Below are 26555 nucleotides of genomic sequence, written 5' to 3' on the forward strand. Positions count from 1 at the left end.
GGGGCGGCGGGAGGAACGGCTTGCGAATTCAATCCGGATCGGCGATGATGTTTTTATCCGCCCACAAGGCGGCAAACAAAGCAGCGCAAGAAAATTCCACAAGACATTTTCACGAGCAAAACATGAGACAAGCACTTCCTTTACGGCTGCACGTGCCCGAGCCTTCCGGGCGGCCGGGCCACGCCACCGATTTTTCCTATCTGCGCCTGGCGCCCGCCGGTGCCGTCCGCAAACCTCCCGTCGACACCTCCGCCGCCGATACCGCCGACCTGGCCTACACGCTGGTGCGCGTTCTGGACGACGAGGGCAAGGCGGTGGGGCCGTGGGCGGATCCCATCGCTCCCGAACTGCTGCGCAAGGGCCTGCAGATCATGATCAAGACCCGCATCTACGATGCGCGCATGCTGATCGCCCAGCGCCAGAAGAAAATGTCGTTCTACATGCAAAGCCTGGGCGAGGAAGCCATAGGCGCGGCGCAGATGCTGGCCCTGTCGCCGGGCGACATGTGCTTCCCGTCCTACCGCCAGCAGAACCTGCTGATCGCGCAGGACGTGCCGCTGACCGAGATGATGTGTCAGCTTTTCTCCAACGAATCCGACCGCCTGAAGGGCCGGCAGCTGCCCGTCATGTATTCCATGCGCGAGCGCGGCTTCTTTTCCATATCGGGCAACCTGGCCACGCAGTTCGTGCAGGCGGTGGGCTGGGCCATGGCTTCGGCCATCCAGGGCGACACCAAGATCGCTTCCGCCTGGATAGGCGACGGAGCCACCGCCGCGGCCGACTTCCAGACCGCCCTGACCTTCGCGCACGTGTACCGGGCGCCGGTCATCCTGAATGTCATCAACAACCAGTGGGCCATCTCGACCTTCCAGGCCCTGGCCGGCGGGGAAAGCACGACCTTCGCCGCGCGCGGCATCGGCAGCGGCATTGCTTCGCTGCGGGTCGACGGCAACGATTTCCTGGCCGTATATGCCGCATCCAGATGGGCGGTTGAGCGCGCCCGCAACAATCTGGGCCCTACCCTGATCGAATGGGTCAGCTATCGCGCCGGCCCGCATTCCACCTCGGACGATCCGTCCAAGTACCGGCCGGCCGACGATTGGGCCCGTTTCCCGCTGGGCGATCCCATAGACCGCCTGAAGCGGCACCTCATCGCCCTGGGCGCCTGGTCGGAAGACGAGCACCATCGCACGCAAAAAGAATACGAAGCCGAAGTCATCGCCGCCCAGAAGCAGGCGGAAAGCCACGGCACCCTGGCCACGGGCAAGACATCCAGCGTCGCGACCATGTTCGAGGACGTGTACAAGGACATGCCCTGGCATCTGCGCCGCCAGCGCCAGCAATTGGGGGTTTGATCATGGATAATCGTTCGATACAGCAGGCCACCACGCCCATGACCATGATCCAGGCGCTGCGCTCGGCCATGGATGTCATGCTGGAGCGCGACGACAAGGTCGTCATCTTCGGGCAGGACGTGGGCTATTTCGGCGGTGTATTCCGCTGCACCGAAGGCCTGCAGGCCAAGTATGGCAAGACGCGCGTGTTCGACGCGCCCATTTCGGAAGGCGGCATCGTCGGAGCGGCGGTGGGCATGGGGGCCTACGGCTTGCGTCCCGTGGTCGAGATCCAGTTTGCCGATTACTTTTATCCCGCCACCGACCAGATCGTGTCGGAAGCGGCGCGCCTGCGCTACCGCTCGGCCGGCGAGTTCATCGCGCCGCTGACCATACGCATGCCTTGCGGCGGCGGCATCTATGGCGGCCAGACGCACAGCCAGAGCCCCGAGGCGCTATTCACCCACGTCACGGGCCTGCGCACGGTCATGCCGTCCAACCCCTACGACGCGAAGGGCCTGCTGATCGCCGCCATCGAGTGCGACGACCCGGTCATCTTTCTTGAACCCAAGCGTCTTTACAACGGGCCTTTCGACGGCCATCACGACCAGCCGGTGGTGCCCTGGTCCAAGCATCCGCTGGGCAATGTCCCCGACGGCTACTACACCGTGCCGCTGGAGTCCGCCTCCGTCTTCCGGCCGGGCTCCGACCTGACCGTGCTGACTTACGGCACCATGGTCTTCGTTGCCGAAGTCGCCGCCAGGGAGTCCGGCATCGATGCCGAAATCATCGACCTGCGCAGCCTGTGGCCGCTGGACCTGGACACCATCGTGGCATCGGTCAGGAAGACGGGGCGCTGCGTGGTGGTGCACGAGGCCACGCAAACCAGCGGCTTCGGGGCCGAGCTGGCCACCCTGATCCAGGAGCATTGCTTCTACCATCTGGAAGCGCCCATAGAACGCGTGGCCGGATGGGACACGCCTTACCCGCATGCGCACGAATGGGCCTACTTTCCCAGCCCGGCGCGCCTGGCCGGCGCATTCAGGAAAACCATGGACGGGTCGCTGGCGGCCGAGCCATCGAAATCCGCCGGACAGGGAAGGGAGGCATGAGCATGGGCACGCACATCATAAAAATGCCCGACATCGGCGAGGGCATCGCCGAGGTCGAGCTGGTCGAATGGCACGTGCAGCCCGGCGACAGCGTGGTCGAGGATCAATTGCTGGCCGACGTCATGACCGACAAGGCCACGGTGCAAGTGCCGTCGCCGGTCCATGGCAAGGTGCTGGCGCTGGGTGGCCAGGTGGGCGAAGTCATGGCCGTCGGGTCCGAACTGATACGCCTGGAGGTCGAAGGCGAGGGCAATGCCGGCAAGGCGTCCTCCGCGCGCGCGCCGGGGCCGGCGGAGGCTTCGGGGGTGGGCTCGTCATCCGCTTCCGCCGTGGCCGCCGATGATGCGGCGCGCATTGAGATGGCTGCGGCCGACGACTCGGGCATAGAAAGAGCCGCCTCGCCTGATGGCGGATCTGACGCTGATGCGCGGAACCGCCGGCCCGATGCCGATGAGGCGGCCAAACCGGCGGGCGGATCAGGCCCGTCCGTCGCCGGCTCGCCCGCCCGGCCGCAGGGCGGCAAGCCGCTGGCCTCGCCGGCGGTGCGCAAGCGCGCCTGGGACCTGGGCATCGAACTGCAGTACGTTCCGGCCACGGGCGATGCGGGCCAGATCACCCACGCCGATCTGGATGCCTATGCGGCGCGCGTCCCGGCGGCCGCCGCCGGCGCGGATCGGGCCATCGCCCATGCGCGGCGCGACGATGAGCGGCAAGTTCCCGTCATCGGCCTGCGGCGCAAGATCGCCGAGAAAATGCAGGAGTCCAAGCGCCGCATTCCCCACTTCGCCTACGTCGAGGAGATCGACGTGACCGAGCTGGAAGCCTTGCGCGCGCGACTGAACGAACAATGGGCGACTAAGCGCGGCAAGCTGACCATCCTGCCTTTGCTGGCGCGTGCCATGGTGCTGGCCTTGCGGGACTTCCCCCAGATCAACGCCCGCTACGACGACCAGGCCGGCATGGTCACGCAATACGGTGCCGTGCATCTGGGCGTTGCGGCCCAGACCGACGCGGGGCTGATGGTGCCCGTGCTGCGCCATGCCGAAACGCTGGACCTATGGGCCTGCGCCGCCGAGGTCGCCCGTCTGGCCGAGGCGGCCCGCGATGGCAGCGCAACGCGCGACGAACTTTCGGGATCGACGATCACGCTGACCAGCCTGGGCGCGCTGGGCGGCATCGCCTCCACACCGGTCATCAACCATCCGGAAGTGGCCATCGTCGGCGTCAACCGCATCGTCGAGCGCCCGATGATCGTGGGCGGCGCCATCGTCGCCCGCAAGATGATGAATCTTTCTTCCTCCTTCGATCATCGCGTCGTCGACGGCATGCACGCCGCCCAGTTCATACAACGCATCCGCGGCCTGCTCGAATGCCCGGCCCTGCTGTTCGTGGAGTAAAAGGCCGATATGCAATCGACTACTTTGCTGATCATAGGCGGCGGCCCCGGCGGCTACGTCGCCGCCATCCGCGCCGGCCAATTGGGCATACCCACCGTGCTCGTCGAAGGCGGAAACGTGGGTGGAACCTGCCTGAACATCGGCTGCATCCCCTCCAAGGCGTTGATACACGCGGCCCAGGAATTCCATCAACTGGTCCAGGCCGTGGACGGCTCGCCCCTGGGCATCCGTGCTTCGTCCCCCAGTATCGACGTCGCCCGCACGGTGGCCTGGAAAGACGGCATCGTCGGCAGGCTGACCGGCGGGGTGGCGGCGCTGCTCAAGAAAAACGGCGTGCAGCTTGTGCAGGGCTGGGCGCGCATCATCGACGGCAAGACGGTCGAGGTGGCCCGGTCCGGCAAGAACGCGGAGCAGCCATTGCGCATCGCCTGCGAACATTTGCTGCTGGCAACGGGTTCCCAGCCTGTCGAGCTGCCTTTCATGCCTTTCGGCGGCTCCGTCCTGTCGTCCACCCAGGCGCTGTCTCCGGACAGCCTGCCCGACAGCCTGGCTGTCGTGGGCGCGGGCTATATCGGCCTGGAGCTGGGCATGGCTTATCGCAAGCTGGGCGTGCAGGTCAGCGTCGTCGAGGCGCAGGGCCGCATCCTTCCGGCCTACGATGCCGATCTTTCCAGACCGGTGCTGGCCGCCTTGAAGAAGCTGGACGTCGCACTGCATCTGTCCAGCCGGGTCCTGGGCATGGACGAGGCGGGCCGGGTATTGCGCATCCGGAATGCCCAGGGCGAAGAATCGGGCTTGCCGGTGGAGCGGGTGCTGGTCGCCGTGGGCCGTCGGCCGCGCAGCGAAGGGCTGGAATCGCTGATGCTGGACATGGACGGCAGTGCCGTGCGCATCGACGACCAATGCCGGACCTCCATGCGCAATGTGTGGGCCATCGGCGACCTGACCGGCGAGCCCATGCTGGCGCACCGGGCCATGGCGCAGGGCGAGATGGTGGCGGAAATCATCGCCGGCAGGCGCCGCCGATTCACGCCCGCCGCCATTCCCGCCGTGTGCTTCACCGATCCGGAAATCGCGGTCGCCGGCCTGGCGCCGGACCAGGCCAGGCAGGCCGGCCTGGATTGCATCAGCGCCGCATTCCCGTTTTCGGCCAACGGTCGCGCCATGACGCTGGAATCCACCGACGGCTTCGTCCGCGTGGTGGCCCGGCGCGACAACCATCTGATCGTCGGGTGGCAGGCGGTAGGAAGAGGCGTGTCCGAACTCAGTGCCGCCTTCGCCCAATCGCTGGAAATGGGCGCGCGCCTCGAGGACGTCGCGGGCACCATACATGCGCATCCCTCGCTGGGGGAAGCGGTACAGGAAGCGGCGCTGCGGGCGCTGGGCCACGCCTTGCATATCTGACCCGTGCCGAAATATCTGACGCTACAATCGGCTTTCCGCTGAGAACGGCCAGAACGAGAGCGAGCATTCCCATGACCCAGGCGTCTCCATCACAAGGAACCCAGCAGCCCCGGCTGGAGTTCGTCATGTGCGCAAGCCCCGCGGGCACGCACCGCATGGCGTATTGGGAGTGGGGCGATCCGGACAACGACAGGGTCCTGCTGTGCGTGCACGGACTGACGCGCACGGGCCGCGATTTCGATCAACTGGCGCGGCGCCTGTCATCCCGCTATCGGGTGGTCTGCCCCGATGTCGTGGGCCGGGGCAAGTCCGATTGGCTGATCAATGCCGCCGGCTATGTCGTGCCGCAATACGTGGCCGACATGCTGACCCTGATCGCGCGGCTCGATCCCGCGCAGTTGGACTGGGTGGGCACGTCCATGGGCGGCCTGATCGGCATGGGCCTGGCCGGAACGCTGGCCATGTCGGCCGCGGGCAGGCCGGCGCGCGGCCCCTTCGGCCTCCCGGCCGAGCAAACCCTGCGCCTGGGCAAGATGGTGTTCAACGATATCGGACCCAGCCTCAGCTTTCCCGGGCTTGTCCGCATTGCCGAGTATGTCGGGCAGCCCATGCAGTTCGCCACATTCGCGCAGGCGGTCGATTATGTGCGCAGCGTATCGGCCGGATTCGGCCAGCACGACCGCCAGGGCTGGGAAGAACTGACCCGGCATGTATTCAATCAGCAGGGCGACCAATGGGTCAAGCATTACGACCTGCGCATCGCCGAGCCTTTCGCCGGGCAGTCCGAAGACGGGGTGAGGGCGTCCGAAGCCGTGTTGTGGGCGGCCTACGAAAGCATTGCATCGCCTATACTGATCGTTCGGGGCGAGCAATCCGACCTGCTTACCTCGGAGACCGCCAAGCGCATGCTCGAACGCAATCCTCGCGCCAGTCTGCACAGCGTGCCCAAGGTCGGCCATGCACCCACGCTGCGCAGCGACGACGAGATCGATCCCGTCGCGCATTTCCTGCTGGCGCAAGCGGCGTAAACTGTTTTAACGTATTCAACCGGAGTCCAGGTATCAAGGTCGATCTGCATTGTCATTCCACGATTTCCGACGGCGTCCTGTCGCCCGCGCAGGTCGCTGCGCGCGCGCATGCCAACGGCGTGGAGCTTTGGGCGCTGACGGATCACGACGAGCTTTCAGGCCTGGCCGAGGCCAGGCGCAGCGCCCAGGCCTTGGGCATGTCCTTCATTACCGGGGTGGAGATCTCGGTCACCTTCGCCGGCCATACCGTGCATATACTCGGCCTGGGTGTCGATGAAGGCGACACCGCCCTGCGGGCAGGGCTGGACGGCATACGGCAGGGCCGCGCCGTGCGCGCGCGCGAAATGGCCGACAGGCTGACGGCGCTGGGCATACCGGGCAGCTACGAGGGCGCCTTGCCCTATGCCGCCAACCCGTCCCTGATCAGCCGCACCCACTTCGCCCGCTTCCTGGTCGACAGCGGCCATTGCAAGACCATGCAGGCGGTGTTCGACAATTACCTGGGCGACGGCAAGCCGGCCAACGTTCCCGTCCATTGGTCCACCCTGGAGCAGGCCGTGGGCTGGATCGTCGGAGCGGGCGGCCGCGCCGCCATCGCCCATCCGGGCCGCTACGACTACACGCCCTTGCAATTCGACGCCTTGTTCGATCGGTTCAAGGAACTGGGCGGCACGGCCATCGAAGTCGTGACCGGCAGCCACACGCCGGACCAGTATGCCGAGTACGCGGGCGTTGCGCGCCGCTACGGCTTTCTGGCTTCTTGCGGATCGGATTTCCACAGCCCCAAAGAGGGCAAGCTCGACTTGGGACAAATCCCCGCCTTGCCCGCCGACCTGAAGCCCATCTGGCACGATTGGGCCTGAAGCTTCGGCTGTCGGCTCCGTCCCCTGGTTTTTCCATACCGTTTTCCGTATTGCCATGAATAAAGCCTTTGTCAAAGAGTCCGAGAACGACGATGACGACGACCTGGGCCCCGAAGCGGTGAAGCTGCCCGCGGGCACCAAGAACTACATCACCACGCAGGGCTATGGACGCCTGCGCGACGAACTGGCCCACCTGATGAATGAAGAGCGTCCCTCGGTCGTGCAGGTGGTGTCGTGGGCGGCGTCCAACGGCGACCGTTCCGAGAACGGCGACTACCTGTACGGCAAGAAGCGCCTGCGCGAGATCGACCGGCGCATGCGTTTCCTGACCAAGCGCCTGGAGATCGCCGAAGTGGTCGATCCGGCCGCCCAGCCCAACAAGGACCAGGTTTTTTTTGGGGCAACCGTGGTGTATTCCGACAAGGCCGGCGAGGAGTTCCGCGTGACCATCGTCGGCGTGGACGAGGCCGAGCCGCTGCAAGGCCGGATCAGCTGGATTTCGCCGGTGGCCCGGGCGCTGCTCAAGGCGCGCGAAGGCGATACGGTCACCTTGCGCACGCCGGCCGGCATCGACGAACTCGATATCCTGGAAGTGATCTATCCGGATCACTGAGGACACCGGCCCGCGATAAGCCTTCTGTGTACGGCAAACAGGTAAAATGGGGCATTTCCCCCTCTTTTTCCGCATTGCATTGTGACTTCTATCCAGTATTTCCTTGGTTCCCCCGTCTTGTCGCCGTTTCGCCGTGAACGCCTGCTGAAACGGTTTGCCGACCTTGGCCTGCCGGTCGCCGACATCAACGGCCTTTACGAACACTATGTCTGGACCGACGAGGCCTTGAGCCAGCCGGACCAGAACCGGCTGGAGCAATTGCTGGATTACGGTGTCGCCGGCGATACAAGCAAGGAAAGCAAGAACTCATTGGTGTTGCGGGTGATTCCCCGCCTGGGCACGGTATCGCCCTGGGCCAGCAAGGCAAGCGACATCGCGCACAACTGCGGTTTGTCGGCGGTACGCCGCATCGAACGGGGCATACGCTATGTGGTGACGCCGTCCCGCGGGCTGCTGGGCGCCAGGCCGCTGGATGCCGCGCAACTGGAAAAGATCGCCGCCTGCCTGCACGACCGCATGACCGAGACCGTGGTCGATGCCTCGTTCGATGGCAGAGCCCTGTTCGCCTCGCTCCCGGGCAAGCCCATACAGACCATAGACGTGGTCGGCAAAGGCCAGGCGGCGCTCATCGAGGCCAACGGCGCCCTGGGCCTGGCCCTTTCCGACGATGAAATCGAATACCTGGAAGCCGCCTTCCGGCAACTGGGCCGCAATCCCACCGACGTCGAATTGATGATGTTCGCGCAGGCCAACAGCGAGCACTGCCGCCACAAGATCTTCAACGCCCAATGGGTCATCGACGGCCAGGAACAGCCCAATACCCTGTTCGGAATGATACGCGCGACGCATGCCGCCCAGCCCGAGGGCACGGTGGTGGCGTATTCCGACAATGCCGCCATCATGTCGGGCGGGACGGCGACCCTGTTCCATGCAGGCAGCGATGCCGTGTCGCCGGTCTACGGCCACCATCCGGCCACCGTGCACACGCTGATGAAGGTGGAAACCCACAACCATCCCACCGCGATCGCGCCTTTTCCGGGTGCCTCGACGGGCGCCGGCGGCGAAATACGCGACGAGGGCGCAACCGGCCGGGGCTCCAAGCCCAAGGCCGGCCTGACCGGTTTCACCGTGTCCAACCTGCGCTTCGACGGCGCCATCGAACCCTGGGAGCAAGACGCCCATGGCTCGCCGGATCGCATCGCCAGCCCGTTGGACATCATGATAGAAGGGCCGATAGGAGGCGCGGCCTTCAACAATGAATTCGGCCGACCCAATCTGCTGGGTTATTTCCGTACCTTCGAACAGGCTTCGGGCGGCACGCGCTGGGGCTATCACAAGCCCATCATGATCGCGGGCGGGCTGGGCGCCATCGACGGCCGCCTGACGCATAAAGATCCGATCCCTCCGGGCGCATTGTTGATCCAGTTGGGCGGCCCGGGCATGCGCATCGGCATGGGCGGCGGAGCGGCCTCCAGCATGAGCGCCGGCACCAACAGCGCCGAGCTGGATTTCGATTCCGTGCAGCGCGGCAATCCAGAGATCGAACGGCGCGGCCAGGAGGTCATCGACCGCTGCTGGCAGCAGGGCGAACACAACCCCATCATCGCCATCCACGACGTCGGCGCGGGCGGCCTGTCCAATGCCTTTCCCGAGCTGGTCAACGACGCCGGCCGGGGCGCCTTGTTCGAACTGCAGCAGGTCCACCTTGAAGAGTCGGGCCTGTCCGCCGCCGAGATCTGGAGCAATGAATCGCAGGAGCGCTATGTCCTGGCCATCCTGCCGCAGGATCTGGCGCGCTTCGATGCGATCGCCCGGCGTGAACGCTGCCCCTATGCGGTGGTGGGCGTGGCCACCGAAGAGCGCCAATTGCGCGTCACCTACGGCGAAGGCCTGCCCGGTGTCGCCGATGCCGCGGCGCAGACGCAGCCCATGCAGCCGCGGCCCGTCGATGTGCCCATCGACGTCATCCTGGGCAAGCCGCCGCGCATGACGCGCGACGTCGAGCGCCAGGAGGCCTCGCATTCCGAGATCGATCTGGTGGGCATTCCCCTGGAGGAAGCCGTCGAGCGTGTTCTGCGCCATCCCACCGTGGCCAGCAAGAATTTCCTGATCACCATCGGCGACCGGACGGTGGGGGGCTTGAGCAGCCGCGACCAGATGGTGGGCCCGTGGCAGATTCCCGTGGCCGATTGCGCCGTCACCCTGGCCGACTACGAAGGCGTGCGCGGCGAAGCCATGGCCATGGGCGAGCGCAGTCCCTTGGCCATGATCGATGCTCCCGCGTCCGGGCGCATGGCGGTGGCCGAAGCCCTGACCAATCTGGCCGCCAGCGATGTGCGGTCGCTCAAGGACATCAAGCTGTCGGCCAACTGGATGGCCGCCTGCGGCGTGCCCGGCCAGGACGCCGCCTTGTACGACACCGTGTCCGCCGTCAGCGCATGGTGCCAGCAACTAGATCTATCCATACCCGTGGGCAAGGATTCTTTGTCCATGCGCACGGCATGGAATCACGAGGGCGAAGCGCGTCAAGTGGTGGCGCCGGTCTCGCTGATCGTGACGGCCTTCGCGCCGGTGGCCGACGTGAGGGCGACGCTGACGCCGCAATTGCGCACCGATGCCGGCGACACCGCGCTCATTCTGATCGACCTGGGCTTCGGGCGGCAGCGCCTGGGCGGTTCCATCCTGGCCCAGGCCTTCAATCAGACCGGCCAGTCGGTGCCCGATATCGACGATGCCGTGTCCCTGGGGGCCTTCTTCAAGACGGTCCGCCAACTGGCTTCGCAGGGCGATGTCCTGGCCTATCACGACCGTTCCGACGGCGGCCTGCTGGCCACCGTTTGCGAAATGGCGTTTGCGGGCCATGTCGGCGTCTCCATCAACCTGGACATGCTGACCATCGACCCGCATGCCGCCGATTGGGGCGACTACAAGATCCGCCCCGAGCAGATCTCGGTCCAGCGCGACGAGCTCACCCTGAAGGCCTTGTTCGCCGAAGAGGCGGGGGCGGTCATCCAGGTGCCGCTTGCGCAGCGCGACAAGGTGCTGCAGCAGTTGCGCGCGGCCGGTCTGTCCGCCCATTCCCACGTGATGGGCAGCCTGAACGGCACGGACGAGATACAGATCTACCGCGACGGCAAGTGCATCTACCAGAAGCCGCGCGCGGAGCTTGGGCAGATCTGGTCCGAAGTGTCGCGCCGCATCATGGCCCTGCGCGACAACCCCGCCTGCGCCCAGGCGGAGTTCGATACCTGGCAGGACAAGAATGATCCGGGCCTGTCGCCCATCGTCCCGTTCGATCCCCAGGAAGACGTTGCGGCGCCGTTCATCGCCACGGGCAAACGTCCCCGGGTTGCGATACTGCGCGAGCAGGGCTGCAACAGCCAGGTGGAAATGGCCTGGGCCTTCGACAAGGCCGGCTTCGAAGCCCTGGACGTGCACATGACCGACCTGCTGTCGGGCCGGGCCAATCTGGCCGATGTGCAGGGCCTGGTCGCCGTGGGCGGCTTCAGCTATGGCGATGTGCTGGGCGCCGGCGAAGGCTGGGCGCGCACCATACGCTTCAACGCGCAATTGGCCGATCAGTTCGCCGCCTACTTCGCACGCCCCCACACCTTCGCGCTCGGCGTGTGCAACGGCTGCCAGATGATGGCGGCCCTGGCCGGCATGATCCCCGGCGCCGAGCACTGGCCGCGCTTCACCCGCAACCAGTCCGAGAAGTACGAGGCGCGCCTGTCCCTGGTCGAGGTGGCCGACTCGCCTTCGCTGTTCATGCAGGGCATGGCGGGCGCACGTATTCCCATCGCCGTCGCCCATGGCGAGGGCTATGCCGACTTTTCCAGGCAGGGTTCGCTGGACAAGGTGCACGGCATTCTGAATTACGTGGACAATCGCGGGGCGCGCACGGAGCAGTATCCCTACAATCCCAACGGCAGTCCGCAAGGCCTGGCCGGCGTCACCACGGCGGACGGGCGATTCACCGTTCTGATGCCGCACCCGGAGCGGGTGACGCGCAATGTGGCCATGTCCTGGGCTCCCGAGCGCTGGGGCGAGCATGATTCCGGCGGCAAGGGCAGCGCCCACGGCGGATTCACACCGTGGCTGCGCATGTTCCGCAATGCGCGGGTCTGGCTGGGCTGATGGGCAACCCCGCGAAAGCGGGGTTTTTCCTTCTGGCGGCCGGCTAGGTAAATACCCTCGCTTAAGCGTATAATCTCGCTTTGCACGGAGCTAGTTTATGCGTCTAATCAAAAAAGCGCTTACCTTCGACGATGTGTTGTTGGTCCCGGCGTATTCCGAAGTCCTTCCCCGCGACACCTCGCTGACTACTCGCTTCACACGCGATATCACGCTGAACATCCCGCTGGTCTCCGCAGCCATGGATACCGTGACCGAATCGCGCCTGGCCATCGCCATGGCGCAGGAAGGCGGCATCGGCATCATCCACAAGAATCTCAGCGCCGAAGAGCAGGCCCGCGAGGTCGCCCGCGTCAAGCGCCACGAGTTCGGCATCGTCATCGACCCGGTCACCGTGACGCCCACCATGAAAGTGCGCGACGCCATCGCCTTGCAGCGCCAGCATGGCTTCTCCGGCCTGCCGGTCATCGAGGGCGGCAAGCTGGTCGGCATCGTCACCAACCGCGATCTGCGCTTCGAGGACCGGCTGGACGTACCCCTGCGCGACATCATGACGCCGCAAGAGCGCCTGATCACCATGAAGGAAGGCGCCACCCTGGACGAAGCCCAGGCGCTGATGCACAAGCATCGCCTGGAGCGCGTGCTGATCGTCAACGACGCCTTCCAGCTGCGCGGCCTGGCCACGGTCAAGGACATCGTCAAGAACACCGAACATCCCTTTGCCTCCAAAGACAGCCAGGGCCAGCTGCGTGTCGGCGCCGCGGTCGGCGTGGGCGAGGGCACCGAAGAGCGCGTGGAAAAACTGGCCAACGCCGGCGTCGACGTCATCGTCGTCGATACCGCCCATGGCCATTCCGCGGGCGTCATCGAGCGCGTGCGCTGGGTCAAGAAGAACTACCCCAAGATACAGGTCATCGGCGGCAACATCGCCACGGCTGCGGCGGCCAAGGCGCTGGTCGAGGCCGGCGCCGATTGCGTCAAGGTCGGCATAGGCCCGGGCTCCATCTGCACCACGCGCATCGTGGCCGGTGTGGGCGTCCCGCAAATCACCGCCATTGCCGACGTCGCCAAGGCGCTGGAAGGCACGGGCGTTCCCCTGATCGCCGATGGCGGCATCCGCTATTCGGGCGATGTGTCCAAGGCTCTGGCGGCCGGCGCATCCGCCTGCATGATGGGCGGCATGTTCGCGGGAACTGAAGAGTCTCCCGGCGAAGTCGTGCTGTTCCAGGGCCGCTCGTACAAGTCCTATCGCGGCATGGGCAGCCTGGGCGCCATGGCCGACGGCTCGGCCGACCGCTACTTCCAGGATCCCGCCAACAACGTCGACAAGCTCGTGCCTGAAGGCATCGAAGGCCGCGTGCCCTACAAGGGCAGTGTCATCGCCATCATCTATCAGCTTATCGGCGGCATACGCGCATCCATGGGATATTGCGGCTGCGCCTCCATCGAGGAAATGCGCACCAAGGCCGAATTCGTCGAAATCACCTCGGCGGGCGTGCGCGAATCCCACGTGCACGATGTGCAGATCACCAAGGAAGCGCCCAACTACCGCGCCGATTAAGGCTGCTTCGGTTCGGCAACGGCGCGCCATGGAAACATGGCGCGCCGTTTTTCTTAGAGTTCCCGTTTGAAGAACAGCGCGCCGGGAATGGGATTGAATACATAGGCCTCGGCCGGTTCGAAGCCCAGCGCGGTATAAAGCGCGACCGCCGCGGCCATGGTGGGCAGCGTGTCCAGGTAGATGCGGGTGTAGCCGGCTTCGCGCGCCTCCTGGCACAGGCGTTCCGCCAGCCTTCGACCCAGCCGCTCTCCACGCATATCGGGCCGTACAAACAGCCGCTTCATTTCGCAGCCGCCGTCTTGAAGGGGGCGCAGCGCAATGCAGCCCACCGCCTGGCCGCCTCGCCATGCCAGGAGTATGCGTCCGGCGGGCGCTTCGTATTTCCCGGGCAGGGCGGAGAGCTCCGCTTCAAAATCCTGGAAGCCAAGGTCGATGTCCAGGCTGTCGGCGTAGTCGCGGAACAGCGTGCGTACTATGGGAAGGTCTTGCGGTAGTCTGGCAGGCCGTATTTCTATGGGAATGGACATGGAAAGAATCGTATTGCTGAAGAGCGGCTATGGCGTTTGTTCCGGCGGCATGAAGTGTTTCAGGGTTCTTCGGATCTCTCGGTTTCAAGCCTTGCGGTGTTTGCCTGTCCCGCCTGGGCTGCGCGCAGCAATGCCTCGGTGACCAGACCGGGCGCGGAAACCATGGCGTCGTGGCCTGCGTCCAGATCCTCCCAGCGCCAGCCGGTACGATTCCGGGCCCAATTGCGTGCATCGTCCACTCCCGCAAACGATGGATTCGCACAGTTCAGATACGTGCAGGGCAGGCCATTGCCCACCGGTTGCCGCAATTGCAGCGCGGTCTCATAGCTGCGCAAAGGCTGGGGCGTAAGGCGGTGCTGCACGAAGGCGACATCGTCCGGCTCGAATAGTCCGAGGCTTTTGGGCTTGGGTGGCGGCAGCGCCGCTGCCCCGCCCGTCTGCTGTTGCGCCGCCGAGCGCAATTTGGCGACGAGTTCCACGGGCAGGGTGTCGAAGGTGCTGACGCCGCTTTCCAGTATGAAGGCATCCAGGTAGACCAGATGGCGCAGGCGCTGTGGCATGGCGTCGGCCGCTCCGGTGATCACCAGCCCGCCGAAACTGTGGCCGACCAGCACCACATCGTTCAGATCCTCCCAGGTCAGCACATTGACGATGTCGTCGATGAAGGTCTGAAGGGTGATGCCGGCATCGAGCAGGTGGCTGCGTTCGCCCAGGCCGGTCAGCGTGGGGGTGAATACCGTGTGTCCGGCGTCGCGCAGGCGAGCGGCCACACGAGACCAGCACCAGCCTCCGTGCCAGGCGCCATGCACCAGGACGAAGGTTTGAGCCGAAGGCGGGAGAGGGATCATGGGACAAACTCCGGAGTAGACGGATTCGCGGCCGGGCGGCGGTCAGCACGGCGGCGCGGCCGGATCCTTGCTTGCGCTTGCCGCCGGGACAGGCGTTCGTAGAAGGGCTGTGCCAAGCAGCAGGCCCACGGCGGCCAGGATCAGGGCGAAATCCAGACCGGCATCGAACCAGACATGAGTCATGCTGAAAAATATCGGCCCCGCCAGTTGCCCGGCGGCGAACGAGGCGGTCAGCGCCGCAATCAGCTTGCGCGCATGCCGGCCTCCGGCCGCCTGGCCTTCCTGCATGCCCAGCATGGTAACGATCATGAAGGTGCCTCCCACGAAGATTGCGGCCAGGACGATGGCGGTGACGCTGGATGCCAGGACCGGCAGCAGTACACCGGCGGCCATGGCGAACTGGGCCGCCGCCCACACCTTGCGGCGCCCATACCGGGCGGCCAGCCTGCTTGCCAACAAGGTGGAGACGGCCGCCGCCAGGCCGAACAGGGGCCAGGCCAGCCCGAAAACGGCGGGATCCTGGACCAGCAGGCGAGCCTGGGCGGGCAGGAAGGTGGCCGGCAATATATAGCCGAAGCCGAACAGGCCATAGCAGGCGATAAGCCGCCAATGCCTGCCCAGGCCCTGGTTTTCTTGGGGGCTTTCGTGGCTGGCCGGGACGCTGAAAGGCACGGCCCATAGGGGTCTGGCGGCAACCGTGCCCGCCAGCGCCACCGAGCCCAGGACCAGCCACGCTTGCGCCGAGGATGCGCCGGACAAGTCCAGGCCCAGGCATAGCAGGCCGGCCATGGCGATGCCCGTGCCTACGCCCGCAAACACCAGTCCGGCCCGCCGGGACTGGCCCAGCGCGGCAAGCCGCGCCAGGCATAGCGTTGCGGTGCTGATCAATACCCATGCGCTGGCAAGCCCCGCGATGAATCGCCAGGCCAGCCAGGCCGCCCAGCCGTCGGTGATGCCCATGAGCGCCGTGGTGGCCACCACCAGCGCCAGGCCCAGCCGCAATAGGGCGGCCGGCGAGCCGGGCACGATGGCGGCCGTCAGGGCTCCGGCCAGGTATCCCAGGTAATTGGCGCTGGCCAGCCATCCGCCCTGCGCCAGATCGAGACCGGCATCGCTTTGCATCATGGGCAGAAGGGGGGTGAAGGCGAAGCGCCCGATCCCCATGGCGACGGCCAGCGCGATGAAACCTGAAATCGACAGCAAAATGGCGGATGGCTTGTGTTGCATTGATGCTCCTTGTTACCCGAAACTGTAGCCCTTGCAGGCTGGTTTCGCCAGCGTAATCGTGCCCAATACGTTACATTAACGCCTTGCTTTCTTTTTTCCTTTTCCAGCCATGCACCAGCGTATCCTCATCCTCGATTACGGTTCACAAGTCACCCAGCTCATCGCGCGCCGCGTCCGCGAAGCCGGCGTGTATTGCGAGATACATCCGGGCGACGTCGACGATGCGTTCATTCTGGCGCAGCAGGGCTTGAAAGGCATCATCCTTTCGGGCAGCCACGCATCGGCCTATTCCGAAGAGTCGCTGAAGGTGCCGCCCAAGGTGTTCGAGGCCGGTGTGCCGGTGCTGGGCATATGCTACGGCATGCAATCCATGGCGTCCCAGCTGGGCGGCAAGGTCGAGTGGTCCGATCACCGCGAATTCGGCTATGCCGAAGTGCGCGCCCATGGCCATACCCGCCTGCTGGACGGCTTGCAGGACTTCATCACCACCGAGGGCCACGGCATGCTCAAGGTGTGGATGAGCCACGGCGACAAGGTCACTGCGCTGCCCCCCGGATTCAAGCTGATGGCCTCCACGCCGTCCTGCCCCATCGCGGGCATGGCCGATGAAGAGCGCGGCTTCTATGCCGTGCAGTTCCATCCCGAAGTCACGCATACGCTTCAGGGCGAAGCCATACTGGCGCGCTTCGTCACCGAGATCTGCGGCTGCAGCCGCGACTGGAACATGCCCGACTATGTCGAAGAGGCCGTGGCCAACATCCGCGCCCAGGTTGGAAGCGACGAGGTCATTCTTGGCTTGTCGGGCGGCGTGGATTCGTCCGTGGCCGCGGCGCTCATCCATAAGGCCATCGGCGACCAGCTTACCTGCGTATTCGTCGACCACGGTTTGCTGCGCCTGAACGAGGCCGAGCAAGTCATGGCCACCTTTGCGGATCATTTCGGCATCAAGGTGATACACGTCGACGCCACCGATGCATTCATGGGCAAGCTGGCGGGCGTGTCCGACCCTGAAGCCAAGCGCAAGATCATCGGCAAGGAGTTCGTCGAAGTCTTCCAGGCCGAGGCGGGCAAGCTGAGCAATGCACGCTGGCTGGCACAGGGCACCATCTATCCCGACGTCATCGAATCGGCCGGCGCCAAGACCGGCAAGGCTGTGGCCATCAAATCCCACCACAATGTGGGCGGACTGCCGGACACCCTGAACCTGAAGCTGCTCGAGCCCTTGCGCGAACTGTTCAAGGACGAAGTGCGCAAGCTGGGCGTTGCCCTGGGACTGCCGCCCGCCATGGTGTACCGCCATCCCTTCCCGGGTCCCGGCCTGGGCGTGCGCATCCTGGGCGAAGTCAAGAAGGAATACGCCGACCTGCTGCGCCGCGCCGACGCCATCTTCATCGAAGAGCTGCGCAAAACCGTGGACTCGACCAGCAACAAGAACTGGTACGACCTGACCTCGCAAGCCTTTGCCGTCTTTCTCCCGGTCAAGTCGGTCGGTGTGATGGGCGACGGCCGCACTTATGATTACGTGGTGGCGCTGCGCGCCGTGCAGACGTCGGACTTCATGACGGCGGATTGGGCGGAACTGCCTTATGCCTTGCTGAAGAAGGTGTCGTCGCGGATCATCAATGAGGTGCGCGGAATCAATCGGGTCACTTACGATGTGTCGAGCAAGCCGCCGGCGACGATTGAGTGGGAATGATCCCGCGTCTGGCACGGCCAGGCACCTGATGGCATGAAAAGCCGCTAAGCCCGCGTAATAGCGGGCTTTTTTGTATTTTTGGCGCTGCTGGACAGCATCGAGACCACGCAGGACGAAATGGGGCGCGTCATGAGAGCCGTGGTGCGGCCAAGGGCCGAGCCTTGAAATTTTAGCCGCTAAAAATTCGGAGGCTGGCTGATGATCGCCAATCATGTACATCTGCGTCGCTGGGCAAGTCCGACTTTGCCGTCCTGGTGAACTACGTCGCCGACGAGCAAACCAAGGATTATCGGCTGGGTCAGGTGCAGATCACCAACTGCGATGCTATGTCGGGGAAGGACGCCATCGTCGAAAGAGAGACAGGCTAAACCAGCGCAAGGGGCGGGGTCGGCAGCCCTTGAACTGCTTGAATGCAGTTTGTATAATTGATTTCACAGCAATCAAAAGGAGGCTTAGAACATGAGAGCAGTAACGATCAGGAATGTGCCGGAAGAGGTGCATCGTGCCATCCGGGTCAGGGCGGCGCAGAACGGCCGTACATTGCAAGCCGAGATGTGCGAAATATTGGCTACCGCCGTGAAACCGGAAGGCCGGGTAAAGCTGGGCGACCTGCTGGCAGACATCGGGCGCAAGGTGAAATTGACCGACGAAGAAATGGCGGTTTTTGACCGTGACCATTCACCCGCCCGCGCAGCGAGTTTTGAATGATTCTGCTGGATACAAACGTTATATCGGAGCAATTTCGAGCCGTACCCGATGAATCGGTGATTGACTGGTTGAATCGTCAGCCGCTGGAAACGCTTTATCTGGCATCCATGACCGTGGCTGAACTGCGGGCCTGTGTTGCCCTGATGCCCGCAGGTAAGCGCCGGACAGTGCTCAGTGACAACATCGAACACCAGGTGTTGCCGGTATTTGTGGGCCGGGTGCTGTCGTTTGATATGGCTTGCACACGCGCCTATGCCGATGTGCTGGCAGCCGCCCGCAAGTCTGGCAGCGGCATCGAAGCGGCTGATGCCATCATCGCGGCGATTGCTCTGGATAACGGTTTCAGCGTGGCGACAAGGGACGTAAGCCCGTTCCTGGCGGCCGGCGTGAAAGTCATCAGTCCTTGGGAAGATCAAGAGTAAAGCAGTTATTCGTGCAGGGTTGCACGACACACACCGATCTCAACAAAAAATTGCAAGGGCGTGACGGTGTCGCCCGGGCGGGTACCTTGGATTGGGTCCCCTGACTTCCAGTTCTTTTCGCGGCCCTTATTGCTTCGCTTCTTGTTCAAGTTGCGCCAACCCCATGCGGGCCAGGTAGCTTTCCAGCTCCGCGATCCGCTCCGCATCGAAAGTTACGCCGACGTAGCCGTCCGGACGGATCAGCACACATTCGCCCGGCGCCAGCCCATAGGCGTCGCGGATGTGTCCCCAGGCATCGATAACATCGCCCCTCGAGCCGATGTGGTGGATATGCAATCCTGGACGCGGCTCGATCAATGTATCGCCGGCCTCATGGATCAGCAGCGTCCAGTGCGGCCCTTGAAACAACTGGAACAGTCGCGATGGCTGGCCCGCCGCGCCCCGGATCCGGGCATCCGGTGCGCGATCCCCAGCCCGGATGCCGTCTTTGCGCTCGGGCAGTTCTTTGGAGAGAGGCGAGTCGGGGTAGCCGATATCAAGCTGGAGCACTTCGCGCCCGCGGCGCATTCCGCTCTGCTTCTGGGCATCGAGCAGCCGGGTCGAAAGCCCGAGCACGGCCTCGGCCACCGGACGACGCTCGGTCTCATAGCTGTCAAGCACGTCTTCTCTTGCCCCCTTCAGCGCGGCCGCGAGCTTCCAGCCCAGATTGTAGGCATCCTGCACGCTGGTGTTCAGTCCCTGTCCGCCGGTTGGCGGATGCACGTGCGCCGCGTCGCCTATCAAGAACACCCGCCCCACACGATAGCGCTCGGCCAGTCGCGCGTTCATTTGGTAATCCGAGGACCAGGAGACCGAATGCGCAATGATGTCCGTGCGTCCTGTTCGGTCAGCGACCAGGGCGGTCAGCCCTTCGGCCGAAAGGTCGGCCTGCGCATTCGGGGGGATCGGGGCCTGGATCTGGAAGAGGTCGGTTCCAGCCAGCGGGCAGATGGCGACCATCCGATCCATGTCGCCGCTATTGAACTGGTGCCAGGCATCGCGCTCCAGTCCCGTCAGCACGACATCCGCCACAAGGGCATGCACGCCCAGCGTCTTGCCGGAGAAGTCCATGCCCAATGTCTTCCGCACGAAACTGCGCCCGCCATCTGCGCCGATGAGATAGCGGGCGTAAAGGGTCGTCTCGCCGGATGGGCCCGCAAGGCGTGCGCTGACGCCGCTGCCGTCCTGCTCGAAGCCGATCAGTTCGCAGGCGAACTCGACCTGGTGGCCCAGCTCGTTCAGCCGCTGGCGCATGGTGCGTTCCGTCAGAAATTGCGGAATCATCAATGGCAGGTGATAGGGCTCGGCCGGAGTCGGATCGATCTGCTCGGCCATGTCTGAATCAAGGTGGCTGCCGTCGTCGCGGTAGACGCGCTGCCGTGGATAGAGTCCTCCGGCCGCCATCGTCCTGTCGAGGATGCCAAGGTCCTCGAAGATTTCCTGTGTTCGCGGCTGGACGCCCTTGCCGCGCGACCCTGGAAACGGCTCGGCCATCTTTTCGATCAATCGGAATGAGACGCCGCGTCGTGCAAGCTCGATGGCGAGGGTGAGGCCGGCCGCGCCAGCTCCGCAGATCAAAACGTCGGTCATCGGATGATTTGTCATGCCGGCTCCAATATGTGTAATATGCACCTAATAGGAGCCATGCTATGCCATCCAAGAAAAAAGTGCAAGATACACATATTTCCGAACAGATGAGGGTGCTGCACGGGGCGCTGATCAGCATCGTCAGTGCGATGAACCGGCCTCGCAATGATGAGAAGATGATCGAGAAGGCCGGTATCCGGCTCGATCGGGCGCTGTTCTCCGTGCTCGTGAGCATCGAGCGGCTGGGGCCGATCGGCGTGGTGGAGCTGGCCGAGCGTTCAGGACGCGACTACACCACGATCAGCCGGCAGGTTGCCAAGCTTGAAAGCCAGGGGCTGGTGCGGCGCCGGGAAAGCCCCCTTGATCGCCGCGTGCGCGAAGCCGTCGTCTCCGCGAAGGGAAAGGCCATGACGGACCGCATCGACGCTGCGCGCGAGCGGATGGGGAATATGATCTTCAAGGACTGGAGCAGGGAGGAGCTCGATGCTTTCGTAAGATCGATGCGCAAATTTGCCGACGCCCTGGAGGACGATCCGCTAGTGGACGTTGATCCGGAAGAGAGGTGAAGGGGCAAGAAATGGACTTCGGCCGATGGGCATGCGTATGGCTTGACCCGAGAAGAGCGGTCTAGGATGATGATTGCACGATCCGTGACCAGAACCTTTTGATGGCTACCATGACCGTCACTACCTCCACGACGAGCTGTTCCGCCGCGCCACCGGTTTACGTGGGGTGCGCCGGATGGGCGCTGTCCTCCAAGGTGGCTGCGCATTTTCCCGCCGAGGGCAGCCATCTTGAGCGGTACGCCCGGGTATTTCCCTCGGTGGAAATCAACTCTTCCTTCTACCGCCCGCATCAGGCCAAAACCTATGCCCGCTGGGCCGCGAGCGTACCCGACGCTTTCCGGTTCTGCGTCAAGATTCCACGGACCATTACGCATGAGCTCAGGCTGCGCGGCGCGGATGCCGCCGTGGCCGCGTTCGTCGAGCAGACCGCCGCGCTGGGCGGCAAGCTTGGATGCCTGCTGTTGCAGCTTCCGCCCAGCCTGGCGCTGAACATGCACCAGGCACAGAGTTTCTTTTCCATGCTGCGCGGCCTTGTCGACACGCCCATAGTATGCGAGCCGCGTCATGCAAGCTGGTTTACTCCGGAGGGCGCCGGCGTGATGAAGGACGCGGGTGTGGGCTGCGTTCAGGCGCACCCCTTGCCGATATCCGGCGTCGAGCCCATCGGCGATTCGCGCACCCTGTACATCCGCCTGCATGGCGCGCCCGAGATCTACTATTCGGCGTACAGCGATGCATTCATCGACGCTGTTGCCCTGCAGATTGCCGGCGCGCGCCGTTCAGGCCGGCAGGTTTGGTGCATTTTCGACAACACCGCGCGCGGCGAGGCCATACCCAATGCGCTGACGCTGCTGCGGCGATTGAAGCCGATGGCTTAGCACGCAGGCGACCGGGCGGTGCGCACACCATGGCATTCACCTGCGCCATCCCGGTGCGGAGGCCATGTCCGGTGACATTGCTCACTTCACGCGCTTGATGAGCGACATCGCCGCGAGAGGATTGGACACCTTGTGTCCGCTGATCACGTAAACATAGACATCGCGCCGGCCGGCGTCGGGCAAGGCGGATGCAAGCCGGGGGAGGCCGTCGGGTGTTGCGCCCGCGGCCCAGGCCTTTGCGCGCTTGGCCCAAAGCGCCAGGGTGCGCGAGGGATAACCCAGCGCCTCGCCGGGCTGTGTGCCCATCAGCCGAACATAGATGAAAGGCGCCGTGACGTCCGCGATAAGCGGGTGCTTCGAGTCGGCCCCCATCACCACCGCGACGCCGTAGCGCCGGGACAGCTCGATGAATTCAGGCGTCCGGAAGCTTTCGTGGCGGACTTCGACCGCGTGCCGCAGTGCCAGGCCGTCGATGTCCCGCGGAAGCATTTTAAGGAAGGCTTCGAAGTCCGCGGGATCAAATACCTTGGTCGGCATGAACTGCCAATTGATCGGGCCGAGCTTGTGTTTCAATTGCGCCAGGCCGCCGGTAATAAAGCGTTCGATTTTTTCTCCCGCGTCGGCAAGTACTTTTCCATGGGTCGCGTAGCGGGGCGCTTTTACAGAGAAGACGAAGTCATCGGGCGTTTGTTCGTACCATTTGGCAAAGCTTTCGGGCTTCTGGGCGCCATAGTAGGTACTGTTGATTTCTATCGAGGTAAGCCGCTGGCTGGCGTGCTCGAGTTGTCGTTTCCGAGGAAGCCCTTCGGGATAGAAGGCGCCTTGCCAGGGCTCGTAAGTCCATCCGCCTATGCCGATCCGGATCATGCCGCCGCTTTTCTGGTTCATAAGTATGCCCATGCTCGATATGCGCCGTGACGGGCGAAGCAATTAGCGATCCCGCCGCGCGCTTCCCATTGCCGGCTCCGTGCCGAAACACGGTTTGATGGATGCGGACCGAAGGGTATAGTTCCATTGCATCGGCGCGTGGAGCAGTCCGCACCGGCCAACGTTCAACCTGACATCAAAAGAGGCTTACCATGAGACATTTCCTCCGCTTTTTCATCGGCTTGGCCATGGCGGCGGCGTTTGCCGCGACGGCGCAAGCCGGCCCGCGCCTGGACCGCATTCTGGACAGCAAGGTGATCCGTGTCGGCACCCCCGGCGACTACAGGCCGTTCGCCATCAAGACGGACAAAGGTTACGAGGGCCACGACATCGACGTCATGGAAGCCATGGCGCAAGGGCTGGGTGTAAAGGTCGAGTACGTGCAGACATCCTGGCCCAATCTGATGAAGGATTTATTGGCGGACAAGTTCGATGTCGCGATCGGGGGCATCACCCGCAACGCCGCCCGCATACGCCGGGCGGCCATGCTGCCCGGCTATGCGCCGTTCGGCAAAGTCGCCCTTGTCCGCAAAGACGAGGCGTCCAAGTACAAGTCCGTCTCCGACCTGAATCAATCTTCCGTTCGCGTCATCAAGAACCCGGGCGGCACGAATGAGCAGTTCGTGCTGGAAAACCTGAAGCAAGCGCAAGTCAGCACTCATGACAAGAACGCGGAGATTCCAGCGCTGATCGCCGAAGGCAAGGGCGATGTCATGATTACCGAGACATACGAAGCGCTGCATTACAGCAAGGCCGACCCCCGCCTTTCCGCCATCTTCGTCGACCACCCCTTGACGCCCAAGAACCAGCTGGGCTTCATGCTGCCGATCGACGATGCCGACTATTTGCGGGTCATGCAGTTTGCCTGGGACCTTGCCGATGAACGCGACGTCCTTGATCAGGCGGAAGACCGCTGGCTCGAGTAGGGCTGAAGTCGGGCAGGGCGGCCTTCCGGTTCAAGCCGGCCCTGCTTCCCGATACCTGACCATGGTCTGCCAATCGGCATGCACCGATGGCCGCGGCGCATCCTTGACTTCGACCGTGACATCCCATGAGCAACGGGCCTCGCCGGGCCGCGTTTCCACAACCCGCGCCAGGGCGAAGCTGGCCCATACGAGGGAACCGGACGGGACGGGCGCGGTGTAGCGGACCTTGTCGAAACCGTAGTTCAGCACCATGGCGGCGCCGGGAAAGGCAATGCAGCTTGTCTGCCAGTACGTCAGCAGGGACAGCACGAGGAAGCCATGCGCGATGGTATGCAGGTATGGAGACTCCACCGCCGCGCGCTCCGGATTTACATGGATCCACTGGCTGTCGCGCGTGATTAGGGCAAACCGGTCTATGGTTTCCTGGTCTATCAGGACGGCCTCGGACACCAGCGCCGGCTGGCCTATGAAGTCGACGAGGGACCGGACCGAGTCGAACCGCCGGATCGCCGATGACGGATGGAGCGTGTCGATGGTCATGGCGCGCGCCTGGCCTGGATCGCCTGCGCTTCGGGCGTGCCGGACTGGCGGCATGCCTGGGCCTTGGCGATCTCGTGGCGCAGCTGGTCGAAGCCGGTGGCGGGCACGCTTTCATTTTCGCGATCGGACACCTCATCCAGACGGCCGATCAGGGCGCTTGCCGACAATTCGGCCTCGTTCAGGCATATGCCGTGGGTCATGGTGATGTTTGCCTGCTCGAAGCTTCCCGCGCCGGCCATCAGGATGGTCCGGTTCGGCGCGCTTTCCGCGACCAGGGCAATCAGGGCGGGGCTGACCGATGCGGGTGAAAGCATGTCGAGCGCCTGCGGGTCGAGCAGGCCCTCGGTCATGGCCGTGGCGGCCGTGGGCGCAAGGCAGTTCACGCGGACGCCATACCGTTCGCCCTCCAGCGCCAGGGTCTGCATCAGGCCGACCAGCGCCATCTTTGCCGCGGCGTAGTTGGACTGCCCGAAGTTGCCGTAGAGGCCCGATGAGGAAGTGGTCATCACGATGCGCCCATAGTTCTGCTCGCGCATGGCGTTCCACACGGCATGGGTGCAATGCACCGAGCCCATCAGATGGACCTCCATCACCAGCCGGAACTCCTCCAGGCTCATCTTGGCGAAGCTCTTGTCGCGCAGGACGCCTGCGTTGTTCACCAGGATATCGACGCGGCCCCATTGATCGATGGCCGACTGCGTCATCGACCGGACCTGTTCCGGATCGGTCACATCGGCGCCGTGCGCGCATGCCTGTCCGCCCGCCGCGCGAATGGCGTCCACGACGGCCTGCGCTTCGGAGCCCGGCTGGTCCGCTCCCTTGTCGTTGATCATGACCCGGGCGCCATGGCGTGCCAGTTCCAGGGCATGCGAACGGCCCAGGCCGCGGCCGGCCCCGGTCACGATGGCGTTGCGGCCTTGCAGAAGTTGCGTCATGGGTGCTCCGGTTCTTGAAATCATCAGATGGCCACAGGTGTGGCCGCATCGGCTCGCGTCCGGATGATCCCGGCACGCTCGAGTTCGGCGATGGTCTTGTCATCCAGGCCCGCTCTGGACAATACGGCGTGGGTATCCTGGCCCAGCGACGGCGCGCCGGACGGGGTGGGCTCGCCGTCCTGATCGAAGGCGAAGCCGATTCCGCGAGTCCGCAGGCCGCGCCCGCCCTGGTGGAAAATGTGGTCGGGCAGCTTCACACAGCCCGTGACATCGACCTCATCAAGGAATTCCTCGAGCTTTCTCACCCTGGCCGCGGGCACTCCGGCCCGGCTCAGGCTGTCCTCGAGCTGTGCCGCGGCACGGGTCGCGAACGCGGCGCGCAGGCGTTCCATGACGTACTCACGATCATTCGGCACGACGAATCCATTGGGAAGATTGAATGCGGCGAGGTCGAGCGCCCGCGCGTCCTCGCACAGCTCCCCGATCCCGATGATGGCCGCAAGCTTGCGGAACTGGGCCGGCGTGTTGGCGGCGACCGCCAGCCAGCCGTCCGCGCACCGGTAGGTGTCGGCCGCCGGGCTGCCCGTGTAGCCGCGGTTACCCACGCGGCGGGTGGGCGTGCCGTCGCTCAGATAGGCGCAGCTGTTGGGGTACATCAGCATCAGGGAGGCCTGGATCATGGATGCGTCGATGTACTGGCCGCTGCCTTCGCGCAATCTGCGGTGCAGCGACGCGACGATGGACAATGCGCCGAGCATGCCGACCGCCACGTCGATGACGGGAAAGCCGACCTTGAGCGGCGGCGCATCGTCGCCTTCGCCGGACATCATCATCATTCCGGTCAGCGCCTGCACGACATGGTCATAGGCGCCCCGTTGCGACCATTCGCCTTGCTGGCCGAATCCCGAGATGGAGCAGTAGACGATGTCCGGCTTGCCCGCCTTTATGGACGCATAGTCCAGCCCGTACCGGGCGACCACGCCGGGCCGGAAGTTCTCGATGAAGACGTCGGCCGAGGCGGCAAGGCCGCGCAGCAGTTCGGCGCCTTGCCGCGTTCTGATATCCAGCCCCAGCGACTGTTTGCCGGCGTTGATGGCGGCGAATCCGGTGGGCGTGTCGGTGTCCGCGCCGTCCTTCATCGAGCGCAGGACCTCGCCGGCCAGCGGCGGCTCCACCTTGATGACTTCGGCACCCAGTTGCGCAAGGTAGAAGGAGGCGAGGGGGCCGGCGATCACATGTGATAGATCCAGCACGCGTACGCCTTCGAGCGGCTTAGACATGAA

Annotated in this window: 23 protein-coding genes; 15 read left to right on the plus strand and 8 right to left on the minus strand. The window is 64.4% G+C overall.

From position 1 onward, the window contains the following. Window positions 1-122 precede the first annotated feature (122 nt). The 9 genes from OEG81_RS08060 (at window position 123) to guaB (ending at window position 13446) form a co-directional block, all read left to right on the plus strand. A complete protein-coding gene (locus OEG81_RS08060; protein WP_264132205.1) occupies window positions 123-1355 on the plus strand; it encodes a 3-methyl-2-oxobutanoate dehydrogenase (2-methylpropanoyl-transferring) subunit alpha in 1233 nt (410 codons plus the stop codon). A 2-nt stretch (window positions 1356-1357) separates the two neighbouring features. After that, entirely contained in the window at window positions 1358-2446 is a 1089-nt protein-coding gene (locus OEG81_RS08065) for an alpha-ketoacid dehydrogenase subunit beta (protein ID WP_264132206.1), read from the plus strand. Between the two features lie 2 nt (window positions 2447-2448). After that, the gene (locus OEG81_RS08070; RefSeq protein WP_264132208.1) at window positions 2449-3843 is read left to right on the plus strand and encodes a dihydrolipoamide acetyltransferase family protein; all 1395 of its coding nucleotides are present in this window, start codon (window positions 2449-2451) and stop codon (window positions 3841-3843) included. Between the two features lie 9 nt (window positions 3844-3852). Then, window positions 3853-5247: a dihydrolipoyl dehydrogenase gene (gene lpdA / locus OEG81_RS08075; protein WP_264132209.1), complete on the plus strand. Its 1395-nt coding sequence runs from the start codon at window positions 3853-3855 to the stop codon at window positions 5245-5247. A gap of 71 nt (window positions 5248-5318) precedes the next feature. After that, window positions 5319-6275 carry an alpha/beta fold hydrolase gene (locus OEG81_RS08080; protein ID WP_264132210.1) on the plus strand — a complete coding sequence of 319 codons (957 nt, stop codon included), beginning with the start codon at window positions 5319-5321 and terminating at the stop codon, window positions 6273-6275. A 32-nt stretch (window positions 6276-6307) separates the two neighbouring features. Next, complete coding sequence (locus OEG81_RS08085) at window positions 6308-7138, plus strand: 3',5'-nucleoside bisphosphate phosphatase (RefSeq protein ID WP_264132533.1); 831 nt, start codon at window positions 6308-6310, stop codon at window positions 7136-7138. Window positions 7139-7193: 55 nt separating this feature from the next. Then, the gene (gene greB, locus OEG81_RS08090) at window positions 7194-7751 is read left to right on the plus strand and encodes a transcription elongation factor GreB (protein ID WP_264132211.1); all 558 of its coding nucleotides are present in this window, start codon (window positions 7194-7196) and stop codon (window positions 7749-7751) included. Between the two features lie 81 nt (window positions 7752-7832). Further along, window positions 7833-11888, plus strand: a complete 4056-nt coding sequence (gene purL, locus OEG81_RS08095; protein WP_264132213.1) for a phosphoribosylformylglycinamidine synthase — start codon at window positions 7833-7835, stop codon at window positions 11886-11888. A 97-nt stretch (window positions 11889-11985) separates the two neighbouring features. Further along, complete coding sequence (guaB, locus tag OEG81_RS08100; protein ID WP_264132214.1) at window positions 11986-13446, plus strand: IMP dehydrogenase; 1461 nt, start codon at window positions 11986-11988, stop codon at window positions 13444-13446. Window positions 13447-13499: 53 nt separating this feature from the next. Here guaB and OEG81_RS08105 read toward each other — a convergent pair whose 3' ends face one another. From OEG81_RS08105 to OEG81_RS08115, 3 genes are read right to left on the minus strand one after another with little or no spacing between them, the layout of a single operon-like run. After that, the gene (locus OEG81_RS08105) at window positions 13500-13973 is read right to left on the minus strand and encodes a GNAT family N-acetyltransferase (RefSeq protein ID WP_264132215.1); all 474 of its coding nucleotides are present in this window, start codon (window positions 13971-13973) and stop codon (window positions 13500-13502) included. Window positions 13974-14032: 59 nt separating this feature from the next. Further along, window positions 14033-14821: an alpha/beta fold hydrolase gene (locus OEG81_RS08110; protein WP_264132216.1), complete on the minus strand. Its 789-nt coding sequence runs from the start codon at window positions 14819-14821 to the stop codon at window positions 14033-14035. Window positions 14822-14863: 42 nt separating this feature from the next. After that, window positions 14864-16048, minus strand: coding sequence for a YbfB/YjiJ family MFS transporter (locus tag OEG81_RS08115; RefSeq protein ID WP_264132217.1), 1185 nt, complete (start codon window positions 16046-16048; stop codon window positions 14864-14866). A gap of 109 nt (window positions 16049-16157) precedes the next feature. Between OEG81_RS08115 and guaA the strand changes: the two genes are divergently transcribed. The 3 genes from guaA (at window position 16158) to OEG81_RS08135 (ending at window position 18874) form a co-directional block, all read left to right on the plus strand. Further along, window positions 16158-17744 (plus strand): glutamine-hydrolyzing GMP synthase, encoded by a 1587-nt coding sequence (gene guaA / locus OEG81_RS08120; protein WP_264132218.1) that lies wholly within the window; start codon window positions 16158-16160, stop codon window positions 17742-17744. Between the two features lie 459 nt (window positions 17745-18203). Beyond that, window positions 18204-18452 carry a FitA-like ribbon-helix-helix domain-containing protein gene (locus OEG81_RS08130; protein ID WP_264132219.1) on the plus strand — a complete coding sequence of 83 codons (249 nt, stop codon included), beginning with the start codon at window positions 18204-18206 and terminating at the stop codon, window positions 18450-18452. Then, window positions 18449-18874 carry a type II toxin-antitoxin system VapC family toxin gene (locus tag OEG81_RS08135; protein ID WP_264132220.1) on the plus strand — a complete coding sequence of 142 codons (426 nt, stop codon included), beginning with the start codon at window positions 18449-18451 and terminating at the stop codon, window positions 18872-18874. Before OEG81_RS08130 ends, OEG81_RS08135 begins: the two co-directional genes overlap by 4 nt. A gap of 126 nt (window positions 18875-19000) precedes the next feature. Here OEG81_RS08135 and OEG81_RS08140 read toward each other — a convergent pair whose 3' ends face one another. Then, window positions 19001-20518 carry an FAD-dependent oxidoreductase gene (locus OEG81_RS08140; RefSeq protein WP_264132221.1) on the minus strand — a complete coding sequence of 506 codons (1518 nt, stop codon included), beginning with the start codon at window positions 20516-20518 and terminating at the stop codon, window positions 19001-19003. A gap of 44 nt (window positions 20519-20562) precedes the next feature. Here OEG81_RS08140 and OEG81_RS08145 point away from each other — a divergent pair, with 44 nt between their 5' ends. Beyond that, a complete protein-coding gene (locus OEG81_RS08145) occupies window positions 20563-21066 on the plus strand; it encodes a MarR family winged helix-turn-helix transcriptional regulator (protein WP_264132222.1) in 504 nt (167 codons plus the stop codon). Between the two features lie 110 nt (window positions 21067-21176). Continuing rightward, window positions 21177-21944, plus strand: coding sequence for a DUF72 domain-containing protein (locus OEG81_RS08150; protein WP_264132223.1), 768 nt, complete (start codon window positions 21177-21179; stop codon window positions 21942-21944). A gap of 81 nt (window positions 21945-22025) precedes the next feature. On the opposite strand, the gene OEG81_RS08155 is transcribed toward OEG81_RS08150, so the two are convergent. Then, window positions 22026-22832 carry a DUF72 domain-containing protein gene (locus tag OEG81_RS08155; protein ID WP_264132224.1) on the minus strand — a complete coding sequence of 269 codons (807 nt, stop codon included), beginning with the start codon at window positions 22830-22832 and terminating at the stop codon, window positions 22026-22028. 191 nt (window positions 22833-23023) lie between these two features. On the opposite strand from OEG81_RS08155, the gene OEG81_RS08160 reads away from it, so the two are divergent. After that, window positions 23024-23797 carry a transporter substrate-binding domain-containing protein gene (locus OEG81_RS08160; RefSeq protein ID WP_412034121.1) on the plus strand — a complete coding sequence of 258 codons (774 nt, stop codon included), beginning with the start codon at window positions 23024-23026 and terminating at the stop codon, window positions 23795-23797. 30 nt (window positions 23798-23827) lie between these two features. Here OEG81_RS08160 and OEG81_RS08165 read toward each other — a convergent pair whose 3' ends face one another. Genes OEG81_RS08165 through OEG81_RS08175 form a run of 3 tightly spaced genes read right to left on the minus strand, consistent with a single transcriptional unit; the run spans window position 23828 to window position 26552 of the window. Continuing rightward, window positions 23828-24337: a MaoC family dehydratase gene (locus OEG81_RS08165; protein ID WP_264132225.1), complete on the minus strand. Its 510-nt coding sequence runs from the start codon at window positions 24335-24337 to the stop codon at window positions 23828-23830. Continuing rightward, a complete protein-coding gene (locus OEG81_RS08170) occupies window positions 24334-25272 on the minus strand; it encodes an SDR family NAD(P)-dependent oxidoreductase (RefSeq protein WP_264132226.1) in 939 nt (312 codons plus the stop codon). Before OEG81_RS08170 ends, OEG81_RS08165 begins: the two co-directional genes overlap by 4 nt. A 23-nt stretch (window positions 25273-25295) precedes the next feature. Continuing rightward, window positions 25296-26552: a CaiB/BaiF CoA transferase family protein gene (locus tag OEG81_RS08175; protein WP_264132227.1), complete on the minus strand. Its 1257-nt coding sequence runs from the start codon at window positions 26550-26552 to the stop codon at window positions 25296-25298. Between the last annotated feature and the right edge of the window lie 3 nt (window positions 26553-26555).

Origin of the sequence: Pollutimonas sp. M17 (genome assembly GCF_025836975.1) — a bacterium.
GTDB lineage: Bacteria > Pseudomonadota > Gammaproteobacteria > Burkholderiales > Burkholderiaceae_B.